Consider the following 17,249-nt stretch of genomic DNA (forward strand, 5'->3'; position numbering starts at 1 on the left):
CATACGGCAGGAGACCTGCGTGCGGGTGCGGTTGGACGGTCACACCCTGACGATTCCAGATCTTGCCTCGATCGCCACCGGAGCGACCGGAATCACCCTCTCCGCCGCCGCACTCGCGTTCACGGTCGCGGTCGTCGGGGAACGCCACGCCGCCCTTCGGGAGGCCCGCGCCCGGTGGGCCGTCCACGGCGCGAACACCGGCGTCGGCGCCGCCGATCATCCGGGCGGCCACGCCGTGCGGCTGTCGCGCAGCCACTGCGCGGGCGTCGAGGCCGAAGAGGACGACGTCACCGCGCGCGCGGTCATGGCCGTACGTCTCCATCAGATCTTGACCGGAGGATCCGGCGACTCCCGCCGCGCCGCCGAGACGCCGGCCATCGCCGTCGATGAAGGCGCCGTGCCGGGACTGCACCGGTGGGCCGCCGCTGCTCCGCCGCCGCACGCCGAACTCTTCCTCCGCCGCGCTGGCGCCCGGCCGTCGCGTCACGGCCACGGCCCCGTCACCGTGATCGACGCCACCGACGCCCGGCCGATGATCAGCTCCAGCGCGCTCACCGTCGCCACCTCCGCCCTCGCCTCCCGGAGGTCCCCCGCCGCCTCCTGGCCTCAACGATCATCATTGCGCTCTCATTCCTAGCGCTCCGCGGCAACTCCGAGAGCTGTCCCCGGCCGTGCACGCCGCCCACGCCCACCGGCACCAGAGCGCCGCCGCCCGCAGTCCGACCACCCTGGCCGCCCTCCCGCGAGTTCCCCTGCTCCCGCGACCACCGGGCTGCGGCCCACCTGACGCCACCACTATCGGTTGCCCCGCGCCCGTCAGACCGCCGCTGCCCGCCGGCTCGGCTGCCGACCCGCGACCACCGCTGCCCAGCCACCTCACCGTCACGCCAGCCGTAGCTCACAAGCCCCTCAAGCCCGCCGAAACCCACGCCGGCTACGGCTACCCCGCCAGCCGTCGCCCACCCACCCCACCAGAACAGCAATACCGCGCCGCGCTACGGCTGGGCCGCTGGGGTGGGAGCGCCTCGGCAACGGTGTGAGCCGGTGGGGCTGGGCTACGGCTTGATCGCGCGGCTGGTGGGGCTGGGCGTGTCCGGGGCCGGAACTTGGGGTGGGGCTGGGTGAGGGCGGAAGGCGCCGGTGGCCCAGGCGGTTAGCAGGCCGGCTATCAGGCCCCAGAAGGCGGAGCCCACGCCGAGGAGTTCCACCCCGGACGCGGTGGCCAGCAGGGTGACCACGGCGGCCTCTCGCCAGCGGTCGTCGCGGACGGCTGTGGTCAGGGAGCTACCGATGGTGGCGAGCAGTCCGATGCCGGCGATGCCCAGCACCAGGACGGCGGGCAGCGCGGCCAACAGGGACGTGATCGTGGCACCGAACACGCCGACCACCAGGTAGAACGCGCCCGCCCACACGGAGGCCAGGTAGCGGCGCCGCGGGTCGGGGTGGGCCTGCGGGCCGGTGCAGATGGCCGCGGTGATCGCGGCCAGGTTGAGGCCGAAGACACCGAGCGGGGCGAGCACCACATTGACCACTCCGGTCCAGGTGATCAGCGGGGAGACCGGCACCTGGTAGCCGTCATTGCGCAGGACGGCGACGCCGGGCAGGTTCTGCGACGCCATGGTGACGACGAACAGCGGCACTGCCACGCCGATGACCGCCTGCACGGAGAACGACGGCATGGTGAGGACCGGCTCCGCCAGCGACAACCGCACCTGGCCGGGGCGGAAGGTGCCGGTGACGGCGGCCACGGTGACGCCGACGGCGAGGGCGGCGAGTACGGCGTACCGGGGAAGAAGCCGCCGGCAGGCCAGATAGGTCGCGAACATCGCCAGGATGAGCGGCGCGTCGGTGTTCGCGGAAGCGAACAGGCCGATGCCGAACTGCAGCAGCACCCCGGCGAGCAGCGCGGCTGCCAGCGACGCCGGCACCCGGTCCATGACGCGGCCGAACCAGCCGGTCAGCCCGGTGACGGTGATCAACAGTGCGGAGACGAGAAATGCGCCGACCGCCTCCCGCATCGTGAACCCGGGCAGGGCGGTGACGAGCAGCGCGGCTCCGGGCGTCGACCAGGCCGTCACCACGGGTGCGCGGTAACGCAGTGACAGGCCGATGCAGGTGATGCCGGTGCCGACGCAGAGGGCCAGCATCCACGATGACAGTTCGGCGTGGCCGGCGCCGGCCGCGCGGGCGGCGCTGAACACGATCGCGGCGGTGCTGGTGACGCTGACCAGTACGGTGACCAGGCCGGCGGTAACGGCGGAGAGCGGGGCGAGGTCGCGCACGGCCATGGGCTGCTCCTCCGGGAGCTCGTCGGTATCGCCCAGGCGCACGGCACAGCCGGTGACGGCAGGCCGCTCCCCGGTGGTGACCCACCCGAACGCCAGTCACGGCCCGCGCCCAGCCTAACGCTTGATTCGAGGCAGGTGGGAGCCGCTGGTCGCCAGTCCGATCCCGGGCAGTGGACGGCACGAGCCGGCCCGTGGTGACTCTGCTGTGGTCGATGCCGTTCCTGTTGATCGCCACCCACGATCCGGCCACCGCCGGGCGCTGCGACCGCTCCCTGCCCCGGCACGACGGCCGCCGCCCGCCCTGACCACTGTCGCGGGCCCAACACTCAGCACAAGCACACAGTCATCACGTCAAAGGAGTTGACGTTCTTGCAAGAGCGATAGGCAGTTCGGCGGTGGGTGATCCATGTCGGGCATCGAATCAGGGCTCGAGCTTGGGTTGCGGCCTGGCGGGGCGGCCTTCGCGACCTGAAGACAAGCGTCACGCCCTATCGCAACACGTTGTCTGGGCGTCGCCGGTCACAACGAGTGCAGTCGATGCCTGTGTGGCAGCCCGGCTGCACGAGGCGAAACGCTCGTGCGACGTCAGCTCGATCGATCCCGAAGCACGTCTGCCTGGGTCGAACCGACCTGAGCCGCTAGGCTAAGTTCTATGCCAGTCGATGAAGTGCTAGTCGATGACTTGACTCGGGCAAAATTGGGTGAATCTGGTATAGCGGACTTGCGGCGGCGCTTCGGCCGTGGAGATTGTTTGACCTGTGAGCGCCCACTAAGGCGATCGGTAGCGGTTGTTGTAGACGAGTTCTACGCAATGACCAGAGCCTCCGCCTACCATCCTCAGTGCCATCAGCCGGTTTGGATTGATTCCGGCCCCTCTCTGATTCCCAAAAATCAAGCTGTTAGCTATCATTGCCGTCTATTTTTAGGGCCCAACGTTCTGTCACGAGACGCAAACCCTATACCGTGGTTTCTAGTGCATCCCTCATTGGAGATCCTTGGACTCAAGCCGACGGAATCCGGAATGTGGGTCTCTAGTGACCTCGACATATTCGAGCGTTTTGGATTTATAACGAAACTTGATAATGCTCCGCTGGCTGAGCCAAAAGATCTTGTTGCCTTATGGGTACGTCGCAATTCCGTAGTGGTGACCGCGCTAGCTCATCGATGGAGCTGCACTGGAGACCCTCATACAATGCGCCGCCTCAATCGAATGAAAGGCGCTGTGGTAGCGATTACGACAGTAATCGATCCAGGTGAAGAAGTGACACCGGAAATGCTAGAGGCGGCCGTGAGATCAGAGCAGTGTGCGATGGGGTGGGTTCGCTTACGTCAAGCGAACCAGTAGCCACGTCGCTCGATGTAATGACCTATTATTACTTCATGTTAGGGGCGCCGGGCGAGCCATCGTCATTATCCAGCTTTCCTTCTGATTCCTTGTCTTGGCCGTTAAAAAAGGGCTCCCACCATAAACCTGCAAGTTCCCGGTTTCCTTGTTTCTTCAGCGAACTGGATCTATTAAGGAGTGCTTCTGGGTAGCCTTTCTCTGCAGCTCTAAGAAACCAATGGTCAGCTTCCTCCGATGAACCGCGACTGGCTAGCAGATTACCTAAGCCGTTCATTGCAATGGGCGATCCGGCCTCAGATGCACGCCGCAGCCATACCTCGGATTCGGCTATCCGGTCGTCATCTGACAACAGCAAAGCTAGGCTCAGCATGCATGGAACATGTCCCGCAAGTGCGCTGCGCCGATAAAGTTCTTCGGCCTCCTCGAACCTTCCTTGCCTCTCAAGCAGAATGCCGAGCCGCGATATCGCCATCTTCTCTCCGCTGCCGATTGCCTGCACATAGGCCTGCTCCGCGCTGGAGTAGTCGCCCCGAGCCTCGAAACTGTGGCCGAGGGCCCCAATAGACACGGTGTGCCCTGCGGCATAGGCGCGCCTAAACCAGTGCTCGGCCTCGCTGAATTCGCCTTGTTCGACGAATAGTTGTGCTAGGGCATGCATACCTGGGGGATAGCCAGAATCCGCAGCCCGGCGAAACCAGTGTTCTTCCTCGATTGCTTCGTCTTGGCTTCTTGCCATGACGCCGAGACTCATCATGGCCGGAATGTAATGGTGTTCTTCGGCAAGTCGGAGATACCTACTCCGAGCTTTTTCCAACCGGCCGCTTTTCCACTCATAATACGCTAGGTTCGCATCCGCTTCCGGGGACCCGGCATCGTCCGCACGGCGGATCCACACCAGACCTTCTTCTACTTTCCCGCGGGCCGTTAGGCTTACCCCCAAGCCATTCATGCAATCGGGGCGCCCCCGCTCGGCGCCAGCCTTGAAGGCGCGTTCAGCAACATCAGGGCGCTGGTTGTAGTGCGCCGATATGCCGATCCAGATGAACGTCGAATCATCATCTAAGGCAAGCAAATTTGACCACACCGATTCTGGTATTTCTTTCATCGCGAGTGGTCCGACCTCGGCCAAGGCGCGGTCAATGAGGTAGTCAGAGGCCATGTAGGAGTCATTCCCCTGAGGTATGAGACAGCTACTGGCGCTCGCTACTCTTTGGAATGACCAGCGTAGATGCTCGGCGAAGTCTAGAACGTCATGGTGCTCGCGAAGCCCCACTTCAAGGTATTCTCGATACAGGGCTTGTAAAACCTTCGATGGTATCGGCTTTGAGAATCCTGCCCTGCGGCAGTCAACTGCTGCAGATATGATGGCGCATCCGGGGTGGAGTGCCGAGGCTCCGCCAGCAGACCATCGATCCATCATTTGAGGCCCAGCCGCTAAGAACTCGCCGAATCCAAAATCGGCAGCTAAGGCTCGTCGAATGCGCTCATCGGCTGTTGCGCTAGCAATGCTGGCCTCCTTCTCTGATAGCCTGTTTCGGATTTCTATGCGTTGATCAGTTTGTGACAATACGTCAGACCCTGCCCTGATTAGGGAGCGCGCTTGTATATCCGTACCCAACGTGTCGGCGCCCTCGAACTTGGCGAGTTCCTCGCTTCGCATCGTGGCTATAATCAAAACGCGGTGATCGCTTCCGCGTATGCGGTCGAGCACCACTGTGCTGAGGCTTCCTGGTACCAGGAAGCGCTCGAGATCGTCTAACCAGAGCACCAAGTCTCTGTGCTGGTCCAAGTTTTCGACGAGGTTAGATACGCTCTCGGGGGACTGTGGAACAAATACGGGCGTATTCGTCGGCAGCGCAGTGAGGGATTGAAATGCGGTCCGAGACTTTCCGGCGGCCGAGGGGCCGAAGACCAAGACAAATCCACCCCGAAGAACCGCTTGTCGGAGCGCTTCGTCTATGTCACGCTCTACGTACGGGACAAGGTCGTCGCTGCGGGTCCCATGATCGTGTGGCGTCGGGGAGTTCTTGATTGAATTCTTGTTATCTTGGTGCTCGCTTCCCACCTCGATTGAGGGCTTAATGCCCAAGTCGGTGGGCGAAGCGGTTGAAACCGTCGGGATGCGTCCACCCGGTGACCTAAAACCTTTCATCGCAGGATGATTAGGTGACGGGAACTGCACGTCCTTGGAGTCTTCGAACTGCGTCGGCCGAGTAGTGCGGAAGACCCACACGATGACGGAGATGGCTGCGACGCTGTACGCGAGTAACATGGCGAACACGCTTGACCACTTGTCCGCCACGTCGAGGGTCCGTGGAACTAGAAAACGAATGATTGACAGTAGTCCAACCGCGGCCGCGAAGCCCGCAGCGCACACTGACACGATCTGTCGCCGGCGGTCACGCATTCGCATGTGGTCCATCATCGCTCTGACGCCTGGGCGCCTCAACCGGCGACGCCCACGACATCGTCACGGAACCCTCGCGGGTAGGGCTTGGGCGAAGTAGATCCTTCCTGCCTGCTTAAACGGCAAGAGGTAGATATCGGACGCCGTCGACCCGGTCGGGTGGCAACATGATCACGAACGGCGCCGATCTCCAGAAGGGTCCCGGGAAAGTGTCCGCGGAAGCCCACGGGCGGTCGGGACGATCCGGCTGTGCGTCAGTGCTGTCTCAGGGGCTGTTTGAGAGTGAGCCCGGAACCCTTACAACCAAGATCTGCATGACAGAGTTTGACTCGACCTTCCGCGCTGACAGCCAAGCGGGGAGCCCGCCTCGGTTTACGAGCCTTGTCCCGTTCAACGTCGACCGTTCGCTGTCGCCGAGGGATTTGGCTCCCTAGCCATGATCAAGCGAGGAGGGCCTTACATGTCCGGGGCCCCACACTCGAGATAAACACACGATGATAGCGGCACGCGTTCTGGCGCTACCACGCTTACGCTGTGATTCGCCTTTGGATCCAGTTTATCCGAGGCAGCCGCTGAAGGCGCGACCGCGTCGAAGACGTGACTGGTGTGCTCACTGTCCCATGAGGTGTAAGGTATAACCCAATCGAAAAATCGAGGAGACCCGAGTTTCTTACGTCACCGAGATTTGGAGAATTTAAAATTTCGGCTCATCGGGAAATTCAAAACGCTTCTTAATGTTCTTGATCCCGTAAAGTTCCGTCAAGTTGGTTGAGTCAACTACCACGAACTTGTCGAGACTTCCCTTTACTAGAGGATTTTGTACAAGCGATAGGACATATCGAAATAGGGATCCACTCAAAGGGGCGCCGGGTGATTCGGGTGCTTCCAGGTGGATCTTTGCGGCGTTTAGTAGGTCATCCACTCTATTTGATAGGTTATGCGGATTTCGCTCGAAGCTCTGGATAAGATGGACTACGTTGTCGCCAAATCGACGCCAGCTCAGCGGTTCCAGCGAATCAGGCAATAGACCCAGTGAAATGAGATCTTTGAAGCCTTCAATAATTTTTGCTTTGACTGTAGTGTCGGGCCATGGGGACACGCGGACAGAGTCGGCTGCATGATCAAATGCAACAATGATTAGTTCGATTTGCTCAACAGCTGCTTTAAGTTGAGCGGCGAGTCGAAGTCGCTTCCAGTCGGCGTTATCTGCCTTGTACACTAGATCATGTGTAACCAATGCTAGTGCATGCTCGAAGGCGGTCAGAACCTGCACCTCAAAGACGATATCTCCCATGCCTGGCTGCCGTCTGGAAGCCTCTTCGGTCCTCATGCGGCCGTACCAGCGAAGGCCGTCAAAGCGAAACACTTCCGGTGCCTTTTTTGCTTGCTCGCGACCCTTGACGTCAACTTGTTCAAAGCTGCTAACAAGTCGATCCAAAACATTTTCTTCATGCTCAGGAACTGGAATGACCACTGTGCAGGCATAAAGGTCATCTAAGTCCTGCCACGAAGAGTACCGTCCGCTTTCAAGCTTTTCGCTTAGGGATTCGATATCCTTGATACGGTCAAGGAAGATGTACTTCCTATCATCGCAGAATGGCCTTAGAGTGTCGGCTACGTAGCGCCTAATCTCACCAAGGATGGGTCGGTGCCTGTCGTAAGTAGTGCGTAGCGTTTCCGGCACGGCCATTTTTACTCCACGCCAGTGATGACGTTCGAGATCAAGCTAATCCTGTCTCGACGTTGCGCCGGATCGTTCGAGTTAGAGCGAGCTGCTTCGTAATACCGTCGGGCGTTCGCACTATCAGCTCGCGCATCCTCGCTGTTTACGCTGGCCATGAATGCATTGAGGTTTTGGATAATGGAATTGGAGTCTGGTAGTTTTTCGGCGCGTTTCAGTTGAAGAAGAGATCCGTATAGAGAGTAGAAATCAGCTTGATTCCTCAGTCGTTTCGCTTCGCCGCTAAGTAAACCTTCTGCCAGCTCCTTGATCAACGCTACAGTTTGAAGAAATTCCTCCTCGACCTCACTGGCCACTTCCCAATCCTCATCTCTATCACTGTATGCCGCGTCTAGATCGCTCTGCGAGTAAGACTCCACGCCGCGCTCTGTCAGAAGCAGTAGATTGACGACGAGTTCAACATCCTTCATCTGGCGCTTGGAGGAGGATGCAATTCGCGGGAAATCTGTGGGCAGTCTTCGAGTCATCTCCTCGGTCAGCCGCTCAGCGGTTGCGGCGAATATTCCAGAATATTTTGCGTGCCGTAGCTCTTGGGCCGTAAGTTTCGCAACATTCCGGTTGATTCGGTCGAAGATGTTACTGAGCGTTCCTTCATCGGTTGATGGCAGGAACTCAATCGAAAACTGGTAAGCGTAGAGGCTGCGTTTCTCTGCGCTGCCAAACTCTGAGAAATGTAGCCCTCGCAGTCGAGGTATTGATGCCTTTTCGCTGACCGGAAATTCACCCTTGATGAAGTCAAATACAGTCTGGAGTCGTTGTTTGCCATCCACCACGGCGTAGTTGCCGACGCCTTCATCTGTAATATCCTCAAAGAGGAATACGGCGGGCGCCGGATAGTTTAGCAGAACAGTGTCGACGAAATAGTCTTTGTATGATTGGTTCCAGACGCTGCGACGTTGGTACGGAGGGCTCAGTTCGAGCAGATTGCGTCTGTGGAGATCTAGGAACCAGGCAACCGGTTGAGTCGTTTGCCTTCGTTGCTCCGCCACGCTCGCCTCCAGGAATCCATGCTTCTGTGCGGGCTGCCTCCGTTATGGAGTTGCCATGAGGAGAATTCTATCAAATCGTTGTCCTTAACAGTGTGGGTGCCATAGGTCCTCTATCTTCAGTTCGATCCGATGAAGGTGAAGCGAGTAGTTCGTCCGCTCGATATGCCTGCGTAGTGTAGTGGCGCAGTGCACTGGTGGCCATGGTGCCGCAGATCTTTTGCGGTCCGACACGCTCTCGTCGGCTACCAAGGGAAGTGCTATTTCCTCCCCAGAGCGCAGGACGCCGAGGGACGAGTAGAAGAACGAGGACGTCTGGGTTCTGAAGGTTAACGTGCTCTATTACGTACTGACAGCCTCAGGGCCAGCCGGTTGTCAGAGCGCTCGGCCTTGGACAACCGGTGGCGATAGCCCCCAGCCGTCCGTGACTTGGTCCGGGCGGCTGGATTGTCACCGAGGCTGAGGACGGGCGATGGATATGAGATCACCGCAGTCAGGATCCGGGGAGCTTGAGAGGCTGGGGCCGCCGGATTTTGTTGGTACGGCCGAGATTCAGAAGATTTTTAAGGTTTGTCGGCGGCGGGTCTATCGGATCACCAGACGGAGTGACTTTCCGGAACCGGCGGCTGTGCTTGCCAGCGGGAAGGTCTGGGTCACGGCTGAGGTCATAGCCTGGGCCAGGATTAATCGACCTGCGGATCTGCCGTGAGTGCGGGTCTTTACCTTGCTCATACGGCGCAAGGCCGGCTTGCCGTGGCGGATGCCAAGTTGAACCAGCATCTGTCCGGGACGCCGGGTGGGCTCTGTGCCGTGTGTTTGGAGCCGGAGCCGTGTCGGGCTCGGTATGAAGCGCTTGGGGTGTTTGATCAGTACGGGGTGCTCCCGCGTCGGCGACCGGGTGCTGCTGGTGTTCCTGGCCGTGGTCAGAGCTTTGACGGCTTTGCTGAGCCCCAGACTCGCTCGAATGATCTTGTGTGAGTGGCGACCATGCCGGCGTCGCTGGTGCTCTTGAGGTGGAGTACTGGGGCGTGGGCGGCTGGGCGGCCGTAGATGTGGGAGTTGACGAGCATTTCGTCGTCTGAGCGGCAGAGCGAGTTGTAGAGGACCGTGTCGTGCAGGCGCAGCGTGATGCCCGGTGTGGTGGTGAGCGGCTGGAGGCTGACCAGGGCGGTTCGGATGCGGACGCTCATTCCGGCGCCCACGCGTTCCTCATCTCCCCGGCGGGCGATGTGATCGCCGTTGGGGTCGCCGAGGGCGATGCGGACGCGTACGCCGTTGTGGGCCTTCTCCTGTAGCAGGGCAGGGATCGAGGCGTCCTCGGCGAGGAACAGGGCGCTGTAGGCCAGGACGTCGATCTCGTGCTCGGCACGACGTAGCAGGCGAACCCATACATCGGTGGGCACGGCTGATCGGTGGGGGTAGACGATGCGGACCTCGTCGGACATGGCCGGCTGCTCGGTGGGGCGCGGCAGGGTTGGCCAGAGGTCGTGGGCCTGCCAGCCCGTGATTCTGACCAGGGCGTCGCGGTGGCGGGGGTAGGGCATGCGGCCGGTCATCCAGCGCTGGACGGTTTTCGGGTCGACGTCGAGGCTGGCAGCTACGTCGATGACGTCTATCCCGGCGCTTCGTAGGGCTCGGGCGAGTGGACTGTTCACGCAACGACTCCCATCGCTGGCGATCGGCGTCATCGTAGCCAAGAAGTCCGTAGACGTCCTAGTCCTGTGGTTCACGCTGGGTCACCCGATCGGCAGACTCGGCATTGACGAGACGCCGGACGAGCGGATGGGCTGCGATGCCGAGAGACAAGCAAGCCGAGCATGAAGCGGCACGTCAGGCTACGGATCGTCTGGCGCTCGTTCTTGAGGACGCCGGGTTCGATGTCGGTCAGGACTTTCCGGGACTGCACGATGTCGTGGACCACGCAGGTTCGATTGTTGTGCGGCTGGGGGACGTGACGGTGGCCGTGGCAGACCGGCTCGCTGAGCTACTTTCAGGGACTCGTCGGTAAGGAGGACGTGCGGGCAACGAGGGCGCACGGCTACATCCGGGTGGGCGCTAATCTGCCGGTGTGGCTGAGATTGAGCGTGCTCGCGATCTGACGCGGCTGGTGCTGGCCGAGTCGATCCCGCGTCGTTGGGTGCACAGCCAAGGCGTAGGCCGTAAGGCCGAGTCGGTTGCTCATCTCGTCGGCGACGACGCGTCCGCGTTGGTGTGCGCGGCCTGGCTGCACGATGTCGGCTACGCGCCCGACCTGGTCGTCACCGGCATGCATCAGCTCGACGGCGCCCGTTACCTGCGCGATGTCGCCGGCATGGACGATCTGATCTGCCGACTGGTCGCGCACCACTCGTGTGCGTTCATCGAGGGCCGCAAGCGGGGCCTGTCCGAGGAACTTGCGCGAGAGTTCCCGCCGGTAGAGGGCGTGGCGTCGCACGCGATCACCTATGCCGACATGACCACCACACCCGACGGGGAGCCGGTGGAAGTCGAGCGGCGGCTTGCCGAAATTCTTTCCCGGTACGGGGACGGCCACCTTGTTGCCGAGTCGATCCGTGAGGCGAGTCCGTTGATCATCAACTCGGTTCGGGTGATCGACGCAGCGCTTGCCCAGTACTGAGGTCATTCCGAGCGGGACAGGGTGCCCTGTTCGTCGCGGCTCCAACGGCGGCCGGCGCTGTCCAGGAACTCGATCTGCACCGGTTCTGGCTCGACGTAGGACCGTAGCCATTCGATAGGGGCGGGACGCTGGATGGTCTGACCGGGTGGGACCAGACCGACAAACTCGACGTGCGGTTCCTCGTCACCCCGTGCCGGGAGGGGGAGTTCCACCTCGTAAATCGGCATCGGGCTGGCGTTGTGGATATGGAACGTGAGGTCGCGTGTGCCGTCGCGCTTGTTGACCAGCTCGATCCACGCGCTGATCCGCTCGGCCTGAGCGCGTCGTTCCTCCTCGGCCCGGTCCGCTTCGCGTCGGTGCTCGCGGCGGAGCAGGCGGAAGCCGACCAGGAATGCGCCGATGGTGCCGACGGCTGAGAACGAGTCTGCGATGGCGCCGAGTGCGTCGCTATCCAAGGTGTACGTCCTGAGGCCGGGTGAGGAAGTGCTCGATCCGCCGGCGCATCGAGGGGTCCATCGGCAGCGTGCGGCACTCGGCCTCGGACGCCCATCGGACCTCGGTCGTTTCCTCGCTGGGCGTCGGCTCCCCGCCTACCGGCTGGGCGGTGAAGACGATGGAGAACTCCTGACGTACCTCGCCGTTGCTGGTGTAGCGGATGACGTGCCGCGGATCGGTGAAGATCCCGACCAGGCCAGTGATCACGACGTCGATGCCGGTCTCCTCGGCCGTCTCCCGGACCGCCGTCTGGGGCAGAGACTCGCCGAGGTCCATCGCGCCGCCGGGCAGCGCCCAGTTGCCGTTGTCGGAACGGCGGATCAGCAGGATCTCGCCGCTGTCGTTGACCACGACGGCATTCGCCGACGGGACCAATGACGTAGCCGTGGGCGCGTCAGGGTCGTCGAAGTAGTCGATGCGCTGTCCCACCCGGCACTCACTCCAACGGTGTCGCTTGATCCCATACGTGTTCGAAGCTTTCCAGGTACGTCGTCACCATGCCCCCGCCGGCGGCCCGTCGTAGGTGGAGAACCGGGGCTTGAGCTGCGGTGAAGCTGTAGATGTGAGTGTTGACGAGTACCTGATCGTCGCCACGGTAGATCGAGTTGTAGAGCACCGTCCGATGGAGCCGGAACTCGATGCCCTCGATGTCACGGAGCGGGCGGTACATCACCAGGGCATTGCGGATCTTCGCGGCCTGGACATCGTCGACACCCTCGTCGGCTCCGCGTTGCGCGACGACGTCGCTGTCCGGGTCGCCGAGCAGGATGCGTACCCGCGCTCCTGCCTCTGCCTTTTCTCGGAAGATCTTTTGGATGCCGGCGTCCTCGGAGACGAACAGGCCGCTGTATACCAGGACACCGATCTCTTCCTCGGCGCTGGCGAAGACGTTGCGCCACAGATCGGACGGGACTGTCCACCGATGCGGGTAGATCGAGATGATCTCGCTTTCGCTGGCGTTCGCGACCTGGTCGGGGCTCAGCGCGTCCGGCCAGAGGTAGACCTCGTCCACGCCGAGGCGGGCCGCGACCGCGTACCGATGCCGGCGATAAGGCGTCCGTCCGCTGATCCATCGCTCGACACTCTTGGGATCGACCTTGAGTGATGTCGCCAGGTCGGCTGGCGTGATCCCGTTCTCCAACAATGCGGTGCGTAGTCGCTCGTTCGGCATCGGCTTCCCGTCAAGACGTCCGGCGGCCCGACCAGGCTAGAGGAGACGTCTTCGATACGTCCAGCCATGACCTGATTACGTCCCGTCGATTGATCGCACTCTGATGGCACGCCGATGCAGTCCGCATCGCCGATCCGAGAGGAGATCAACCATGACCATCCGTATCCCGCAGGATCTGACCCCGACCTGCCCCTGCGGCGCTCAGCTTGCCGCTGGCAACCCCATCCTCTGCCGTAAGTGCACCAACCGGGCCCGGTGGGCTCGCCGGCATCAGCCGCGCGGCAGCCACGCCGGGACCGACGGGGGTCTCCGTAGCCGCCGCAACCGCAACGGTCGCCGTGGCGGTGACGCGTGACGATCGCCGTCTCCGCCGTCCTACTGCTCGGAGTCCTCGTCTACCTGCTGTGGCGGTACGCCCGGTTGCCGCTCTGGCAGGCCGCCGTCTGCGCAGCGTTCGGCTACTTCCTCGCCTCGTCGTCCATCGGCCCGGAGATCGGCAACGGGCTGCGCGCCTTGGCCCGGTTCGTCGCCGGACTGAGCCTCTGACATGAGCACCCACCTATCGGAAGGAGATCAGAAGCCGCACATGGCCAACGACCAGTACATCCCACGCCCGACCATCGACCAGGAGGCCGTCCGCTCCCACCTGCACGCCGCTCGCCGCCGGCCCACGCCCGTCACCGTCTGGACCGCCATCGGGGACGTCCCGGTCCTGCTCACCGAGGTCGACCGGCTCGCGCGGCTGCTCACCCGCACTCGGCGGGACTTCGCCGACCTGCTAGCCGCTGCTCGCGCCACTCTCTCCGCCGACCATGACGGCGAGTCCGAGCCGCTGACCTACCTACGTGATGCGGTCGCCGAGCACCAGGTATGGATGCCGCCGGAACAGGGCGAACTCGCCGAATGAGGGCATACGGCCGAAGACACCGCCGTTGGAACCGCCGCAACCCACAACCGCTGCTAGTCGTACCCGATGAACCTCTGACCCTCGTCGTTCTCGCTGCCATCGGCCGGACTCTGTTCCGCTACCGATCGGAAGTCGCTCCCGTCTTCCTCGCCCTGGTCCTGGTCGTCGTCGGGTCGGTCCTGCACCACAGCCGTCCCGGAGCGTGGCCGGTGGTCACCCTCGTGACCGTGCTGGCGGCAACCGTGGCAGTGCGCGGGTGGCCCTGGGGACTCACCCGCAGCGCCGAGCGCGGCTACGCCACCACAACGACCACCCTCACCGGCGGATGGCTCGCTGCTGCAACCGCACTCGGGCCGACCCGATCGCCTCTACCGACGCTCCTGATCCTGGCCGTGGTCGCGCTCGGCGTGCCGTGGTGGGCACACCGGCGACGGCGAGCCCGTGTGCGAGTGGACCGGGTCATCAACGCGTGGCCCAACCTGGCCGAGCAGATCGGCCTGGCCGGCTCGCGCATCATGTCGGCCGTCGTCGACACCTGGGGATGGCGTGCCCGCATCAAGCTGCGACCAGGTCAGAGCGTCGCCGATGTCATCGCCCGCGTGCTGGCCATCGAATCGGCCCTCGGCACGCGACCCGGTGCGGTTCGCGTCGAGCGGGATCCGGCGCACGCCGGCCGCTGCACCATGCGCGTCCTCGCCGCGGACCCGCACACCGGCGCAATCCCATGGCCCGGCCCCACCTCCCGCTCACTCGCCGACCCGATCGAGCTGGGTGTCTTCGAGGACGCGACACCCGTACGCATCGCACTACTGCGCCGGCACGCACTCATCGGCGGAACTACAGATTCGGGCAAGAGCGGCGTGCTCAACGTGGTCCTCGGCAACCTCGCCGCCTGCACCGACGTCGTCCTCTGGGGCATCGACCTCAAAGGCGGCATGGAACTCCGGCCCTGGGCGCCATGCCTGGCCAGACTCGCCACCACCCCCGACGAGGCAACCGAACTGCTCGCTGACGCGGTTGCCGTGCTCGACGCCCGCGCGCACGCCTCCGGCCAGGACAACACCCGCGTCTGGAAACCCACACCAGCCGCCCCGGCCCTGGTCATCGTGATCGACGAGTACGCCGAACTCGCCGACACCGCCCCGGACGCCGTCGGGCACGCCGAGTCGATCGCTCGGCGCGGGCGTGCCGTCGCCGTCGACCTGCTCGCCGCGACCCAGCGCCCGACCCAGAAGGCCATGGGCGGGGGAGCGCTGCGCTCCCAGATGAGCATCCGCGTCTGCCTACGCGTCCGGGAACGCCGCGACGTCGACCTCATCCTCGACAAGGGCATGCTCGCCGCCGGCTGGCACGCCCACACCCTCGACGCACCCGGCAAGTTCTACGTCCTGGCGGACGGCCACAACCAGCCGCGCCGCGCCCGCGCCTACCTCGTCACCGATGATCTCGTACGCCAGACCGCCGCCCGTTACGCCGACCAGCGGCCGGACCTCGATCCGCTGTCCCGCGCGGCCATCGGATCGGTGTCGCTCAGCGCCGACGGCCGCTACGCGGCGTTCGTGTCCAGCGAGCGTCACGGTCCGGGCGAGTCGCCCGCGCACGCTCGGGGGCAGATGAGCTCGCGCCCCTCGGCCGAACGGCCCCTGCCATGATGCCTACATGCTTGTCGAGGTGGTGAAGACCGCCAAGTTCCCCTGGAGTCCGCTTCTGGTCCAGATCAGGACCTCTTTCGGGCATACCGCCGTCCGCTGGTGCGGAGCTCCGGATATCCCGTCCGGGCAGTACCCCGTGGAGTGGACGATCGACGAGGAGATCGTATGGGGTCAGAACGCTCGCCCGGCCGACGAGACGTCACCCGGTCTCGAGCAAGGAGGCCACTGTGTCATCGTCCGGGGCCGGCTCAAGCTCACCGTTGATGGCGCAGCGGTCCTCGAACTGGGCGGCGATCAAATCCTATTGGATGTTGCCGGATACATCCCGACTGCGAGCGACGGGTCTTGGGTGAACCTCTACCTTCAGCGGGAGAACATCGCCCTTTACCCGTACGAACTCTGAAGGCCGCCATGCGGATCGCGGCAAAAGAGTGGACTACGACTTATCCAACCAATAGTCGTCAGGGTCTTTGTCAACGCTCGAGTCCAGTAGAGCCGTGCGCTGTGCTCGTCTTTCCACACGTATAGCGGGTCGTTAATATTATCTGGCGTGATCCTGATTTCCTGCCGTTCCAACTCCCCTGGAGTTCGCAGATCCCAGTCGCCTGCACCGGTCCACGGCCGAGACTGCGGTTTCGGTTCAGGTAGGGGCAATTCTTCTGCATCAAAGGTGCGATCCGCCCGCAGAACCAGCCGCCCTCCGCCAATACCAATCCATTCTCCAGCGACCTCCTCGACGGAAACTCGATCCTTTCCCCGGGCCGATAAGGTAACTGTGCGGCGAAAGGACGGCAGCCAGCAGAATGACGACACCGACAATTGATCGACTGATCATGGGGAGGAAGTATCCGTGGCAGCACCGAAGAAGTACCCCGACGAACTCAGGGCGCGTGCCGTGCGCCTGTACCGCGAGTCGGACCCGAAGCCGACGATCCGGCGGCTGGCCGAGCAGTTGAACGTGCATCACGAAGCGATGCGGAACTGGATTCGGCAGGCTGAGGCAGACGCGGGTGAACGTCATGACCGGCCGGCCATCGAGATGGCCGAGGAGAACCGCCGAACATCTCGCTGACATGAACGCGACGTCACCGGCCGAGAGCGTGCATGCGCTGGACCAGGTCGGACTTCGTGCGGCCGATGTGTCGTTCTGGACGGTGTGGGAAGCGGCCGACCTGCTGGGCTGTGGCGCTCTGAAGCAGCTCAGCTCGTCCGAGGGCGAGATCAAGGCAACGCGTACCAGGCCTCAGACTCGCGGGCGCGGCGTAGCCGGACACATGCTCGCGCATTTGCTCGACGAGTGCCGCCGGCGCGGTTATCGGACCGTCAGCCTGGAAACGGGAAGTCTGGACTTTTTCGCACCGGCCCGGCGACTATATGCGCGGCACGGGTTCGTGACGTGCCCGCCGTTTGCCGACTATTTGCCAGACCCGAACAGCGTCTACATGAAGCTCGCGCTGACTCCCACGAGCCCGGCCAGGGCCTGAAACACGCGCACATCGGCAATGCGTTACCCGAAGTGTCAGTGGCCCGTATCAGACATCTCGGCGTGCACCGCGACGCCCCGATGCTGCCACGATGCTGGCGAGGACCAACCCCACCACTACGGCTACCAGCAGCGAAACGATGAAAGAGTCGGTGAT

General features: G+C 63.1%; 16 protein-coding genes and 1 riboswitch. Of the genes, 8 read left to right on the forward strand and 8 right to left on the reverse strand.

The genetic code is table 11. The features are described from left to right. Window positions 1–19 precede the first annotated feature (19 nt). A complete protein-coding gene (locus QLQ12_RS26145) occupies window positions 20–637 on the forward strand; it encodes an aromatic amino acid lyase (protein ID WP_282763118.1) in 618 nt (205 codons plus the stop codon). Window positions 638–1,055: 418 nt separating this feature from the next. Here the strand turns inward: QLQ12_RS26145 and QLQ12_RS26150 are convergent, their stop codons facing one another. The 5 genes from QLQ12_RS26150 to QLQ12_RS26170 all read right to left on the reverse strand — a co-directional run bounded on the left by QLQ12_RS26150 (window position 1,056) and on the right by QLQ12_RS26170 (window position 10,422). Further along, the gene (locus QLQ12_RS26150; protein WP_282763119.1) at window positions 1,056–2,288 is read right to left on the reverse strand and encodes a benzoate/H(+) symporter BenE family transporter; all 1,233 of its coding nucleotides are present in this window, start codon (window positions 2,286–2,288) and stop codon (window positions 1,056–1,058) included. 23 nt (window positions 2,289–2,311) lie between these two features. Further along, window positions 2,312–2,398, reverse strand: a riboswitch (ZMP/ZTP riboswitch). Window positions 2,399–3,661: 1,263 nt separating this feature from the next. Beyond that, window positions 3,662–5,935 carry a tetratricopeptide repeat protein gene (locus tag QLQ12_RS26155; RefSeq protein WP_282763120.1) on the reverse strand — a complete coding sequence of 758 codons (2,274 nt, stop codon included), beginning with the start codon at window positions 5,933–5,935 and terminating at the stop codon, window positions 3,662–3,664. Between the two features lie 799 nt (window positions 5,936–6,734). After that, complete coding sequence (locus tag QLQ12_RS26160) at window positions 6,735–7,730, reverse strand: nucleotidyltransferase family protein (RefSeq protein ID WP_282763121.1); 996 nt, start codon at window positions 7,728–7,730, stop codon at window positions 6,735–6,737. 2 nt (window positions 7,731–7,732) lie between these two features. Then, a complete protein-coding gene (locus tag QLQ12_RS26165) occupies window positions 7,733–8,770 on the reverse strand; it encodes a DUF262 domain-containing protein (protein ID WP_282763122.1) in 1,038 nt (345 codons plus the stop codon). 920 nt (window positions 8,771–9,690) lie between these two features. Continuing rightward, the gene (locus tag QLQ12_RS26170; RefSeq protein ID WP_282763123.1) at window positions 9,691–10,422 is read right to left on the reverse strand and encodes a phospholipase D-like domain-containing protein; all 732 of its coding nucleotides are present in this window, start codon (window positions 10,420–10,422) and stop codon (window positions 9,691–9,693) included. Window positions 10,423–10,835: 413 nt separating this feature from the next. Here QLQ12_RS26170 and QLQ12_RS26175 point away from each other — a divergent pair, with 413 nt between their 5' ends. Further along, the gene (locus QLQ12_RS26175; RefSeq protein ID WP_282763124.1) at window positions 10,836–11,384 is read left to right on the forward strand and encodes an HD domain-containing protein; all 549 of its coding nucleotides are present in this window, start codon (window positions 10,836–10,838) and stop codon (window positions 11,382–11,384) included. 2 nt (window positions 11,385–11,386) lie between these two features. Here the strand turns inward: QLQ12_RS26175 and QLQ12_RS26180 are convergent, their stop codons facing one another. From QLQ12_RS26180 to QLQ12_RS26190, 3 genes are read right to left on the reverse strand one after another with little or no spacing between them, the layout of a single operon-like run. Next, window positions 11,387–11,839: a hypothetical protein gene (locus tag QLQ12_RS26180; RefSeq protein WP_282763125.1), complete on the reverse strand. Its 453-nt coding sequence runs from the start codon at window positions 11,837–11,839 to the stop codon at window positions 11,387–11,389. Then, entirely contained in the window at window positions 11,832–12,308 is a 477-nt protein-coding gene (locus QLQ12_RS26185; RefSeq protein ID WP_282763126.1) for an NUDIX hydrolase, read from the reverse strand. Before QLQ12_RS26185 ends, QLQ12_RS26180 begins: the two co-directional genes overlap by 8 nt. A gap of 7 nt (window positions 12,309–12,315) precedes the next feature. Beyond that, a complete protein-coding gene (locus tag QLQ12_RS26190) occupies window positions 12,316–13,050 on the reverse strand; it encodes a helix-turn-helix domain-containing protein (protein WP_282763127.1) in 735 nt (244 codons plus the stop codon). A 351-nt stretch (window positions 13,051–13,401) separates the two neighbouring features. Between QLQ12_RS26190 and QLQ12_RS26195 the strand changes: the two genes are divergently transcribed. From QLQ12_RS26195 to QLQ12_RS26220, 6 genes are all read left to right on the forward strand, one after another. After that, entirely contained in the window at window positions 13,402–13,596 is a 195-nt protein-coding gene (locus tag QLQ12_RS26195; RefSeq protein ID WP_092546299.1) for a hypothetical protein, read from the forward strand. A 40-nt stretch (window positions 13,597–13,636) separates the two neighbouring features. Further along, on the forward strand, window positions 13,637–13,957 hold the full coding sequence (locus QLQ12_RS26200) for a hypothetical protein (RefSeq protein ID WP_282763130.1): 321 nt from the start codon (window positions 13,637–13,639) through the stop codon (window positions 13,955–13,957). Beyond that, window positions 13,954–15,609 carry an FtsK/SpoIIIE domain-containing protein gene (locus QLQ12_RS26205; protein WP_282763131.1) on the forward strand — a complete coding sequence of 552 codons (1,656 nt, stop codon included), beginning with the start codon at window positions 13,954–13,956 and terminating at the stop codon, window positions 15,607–15,609. The genes QLQ12_RS26200 and QLQ12_RS26205 overlap by 4 nt, the downstream gene beginning before the upstream one ends. Before the next feature lie 7 nt (window positions 15,610–15,616). Then, window positions 15,617–16,012, forward strand: coding sequence for a hypothetical protein (locus QLQ12_RS26210; RefSeq protein ID WP_282763132.1), 396 nt, complete (start codon window positions 15,617–15,619; stop codon window positions 16,010–16,012). Window positions 16,013–16,459: 447 nt separating this feature from the next. Next, a complete protein-coding gene (locus tag QLQ12_RS26215; RefSeq protein ID WP_282763133.1) occupies window positions 16,460–16,681 on the forward strand; it encodes a transposase in 222 nt (73 codons plus the stop codon). A 1-nt stretch (window position 16,682) separates the two neighbouring features. Continuing rightward, the gene (locus QLQ12_RS26220; protein WP_282763134.1) at window positions 16,683–17,093 is read left to right on the forward strand and encodes a GNAT family N-acetyltransferase; all 411 of its coding nucleotides are present in this window, start codon (window positions 16,683–16,685) and stop codon (window positions 17,091–17,093) included. Window positions 17,094–17,249 lie beyond the last annotated feature (156 nt).

The organism is Actinoplanes sandaracinus (genome assembly GCF_030009775.1).
Taxonomy (GTDB): domain Bacteria; phylum Actinomycetota; class Actinomycetes; order Mycobacteriales; family Micromonosporaceae; genus Actinoplanes; species Actinoplanes sandaracinus.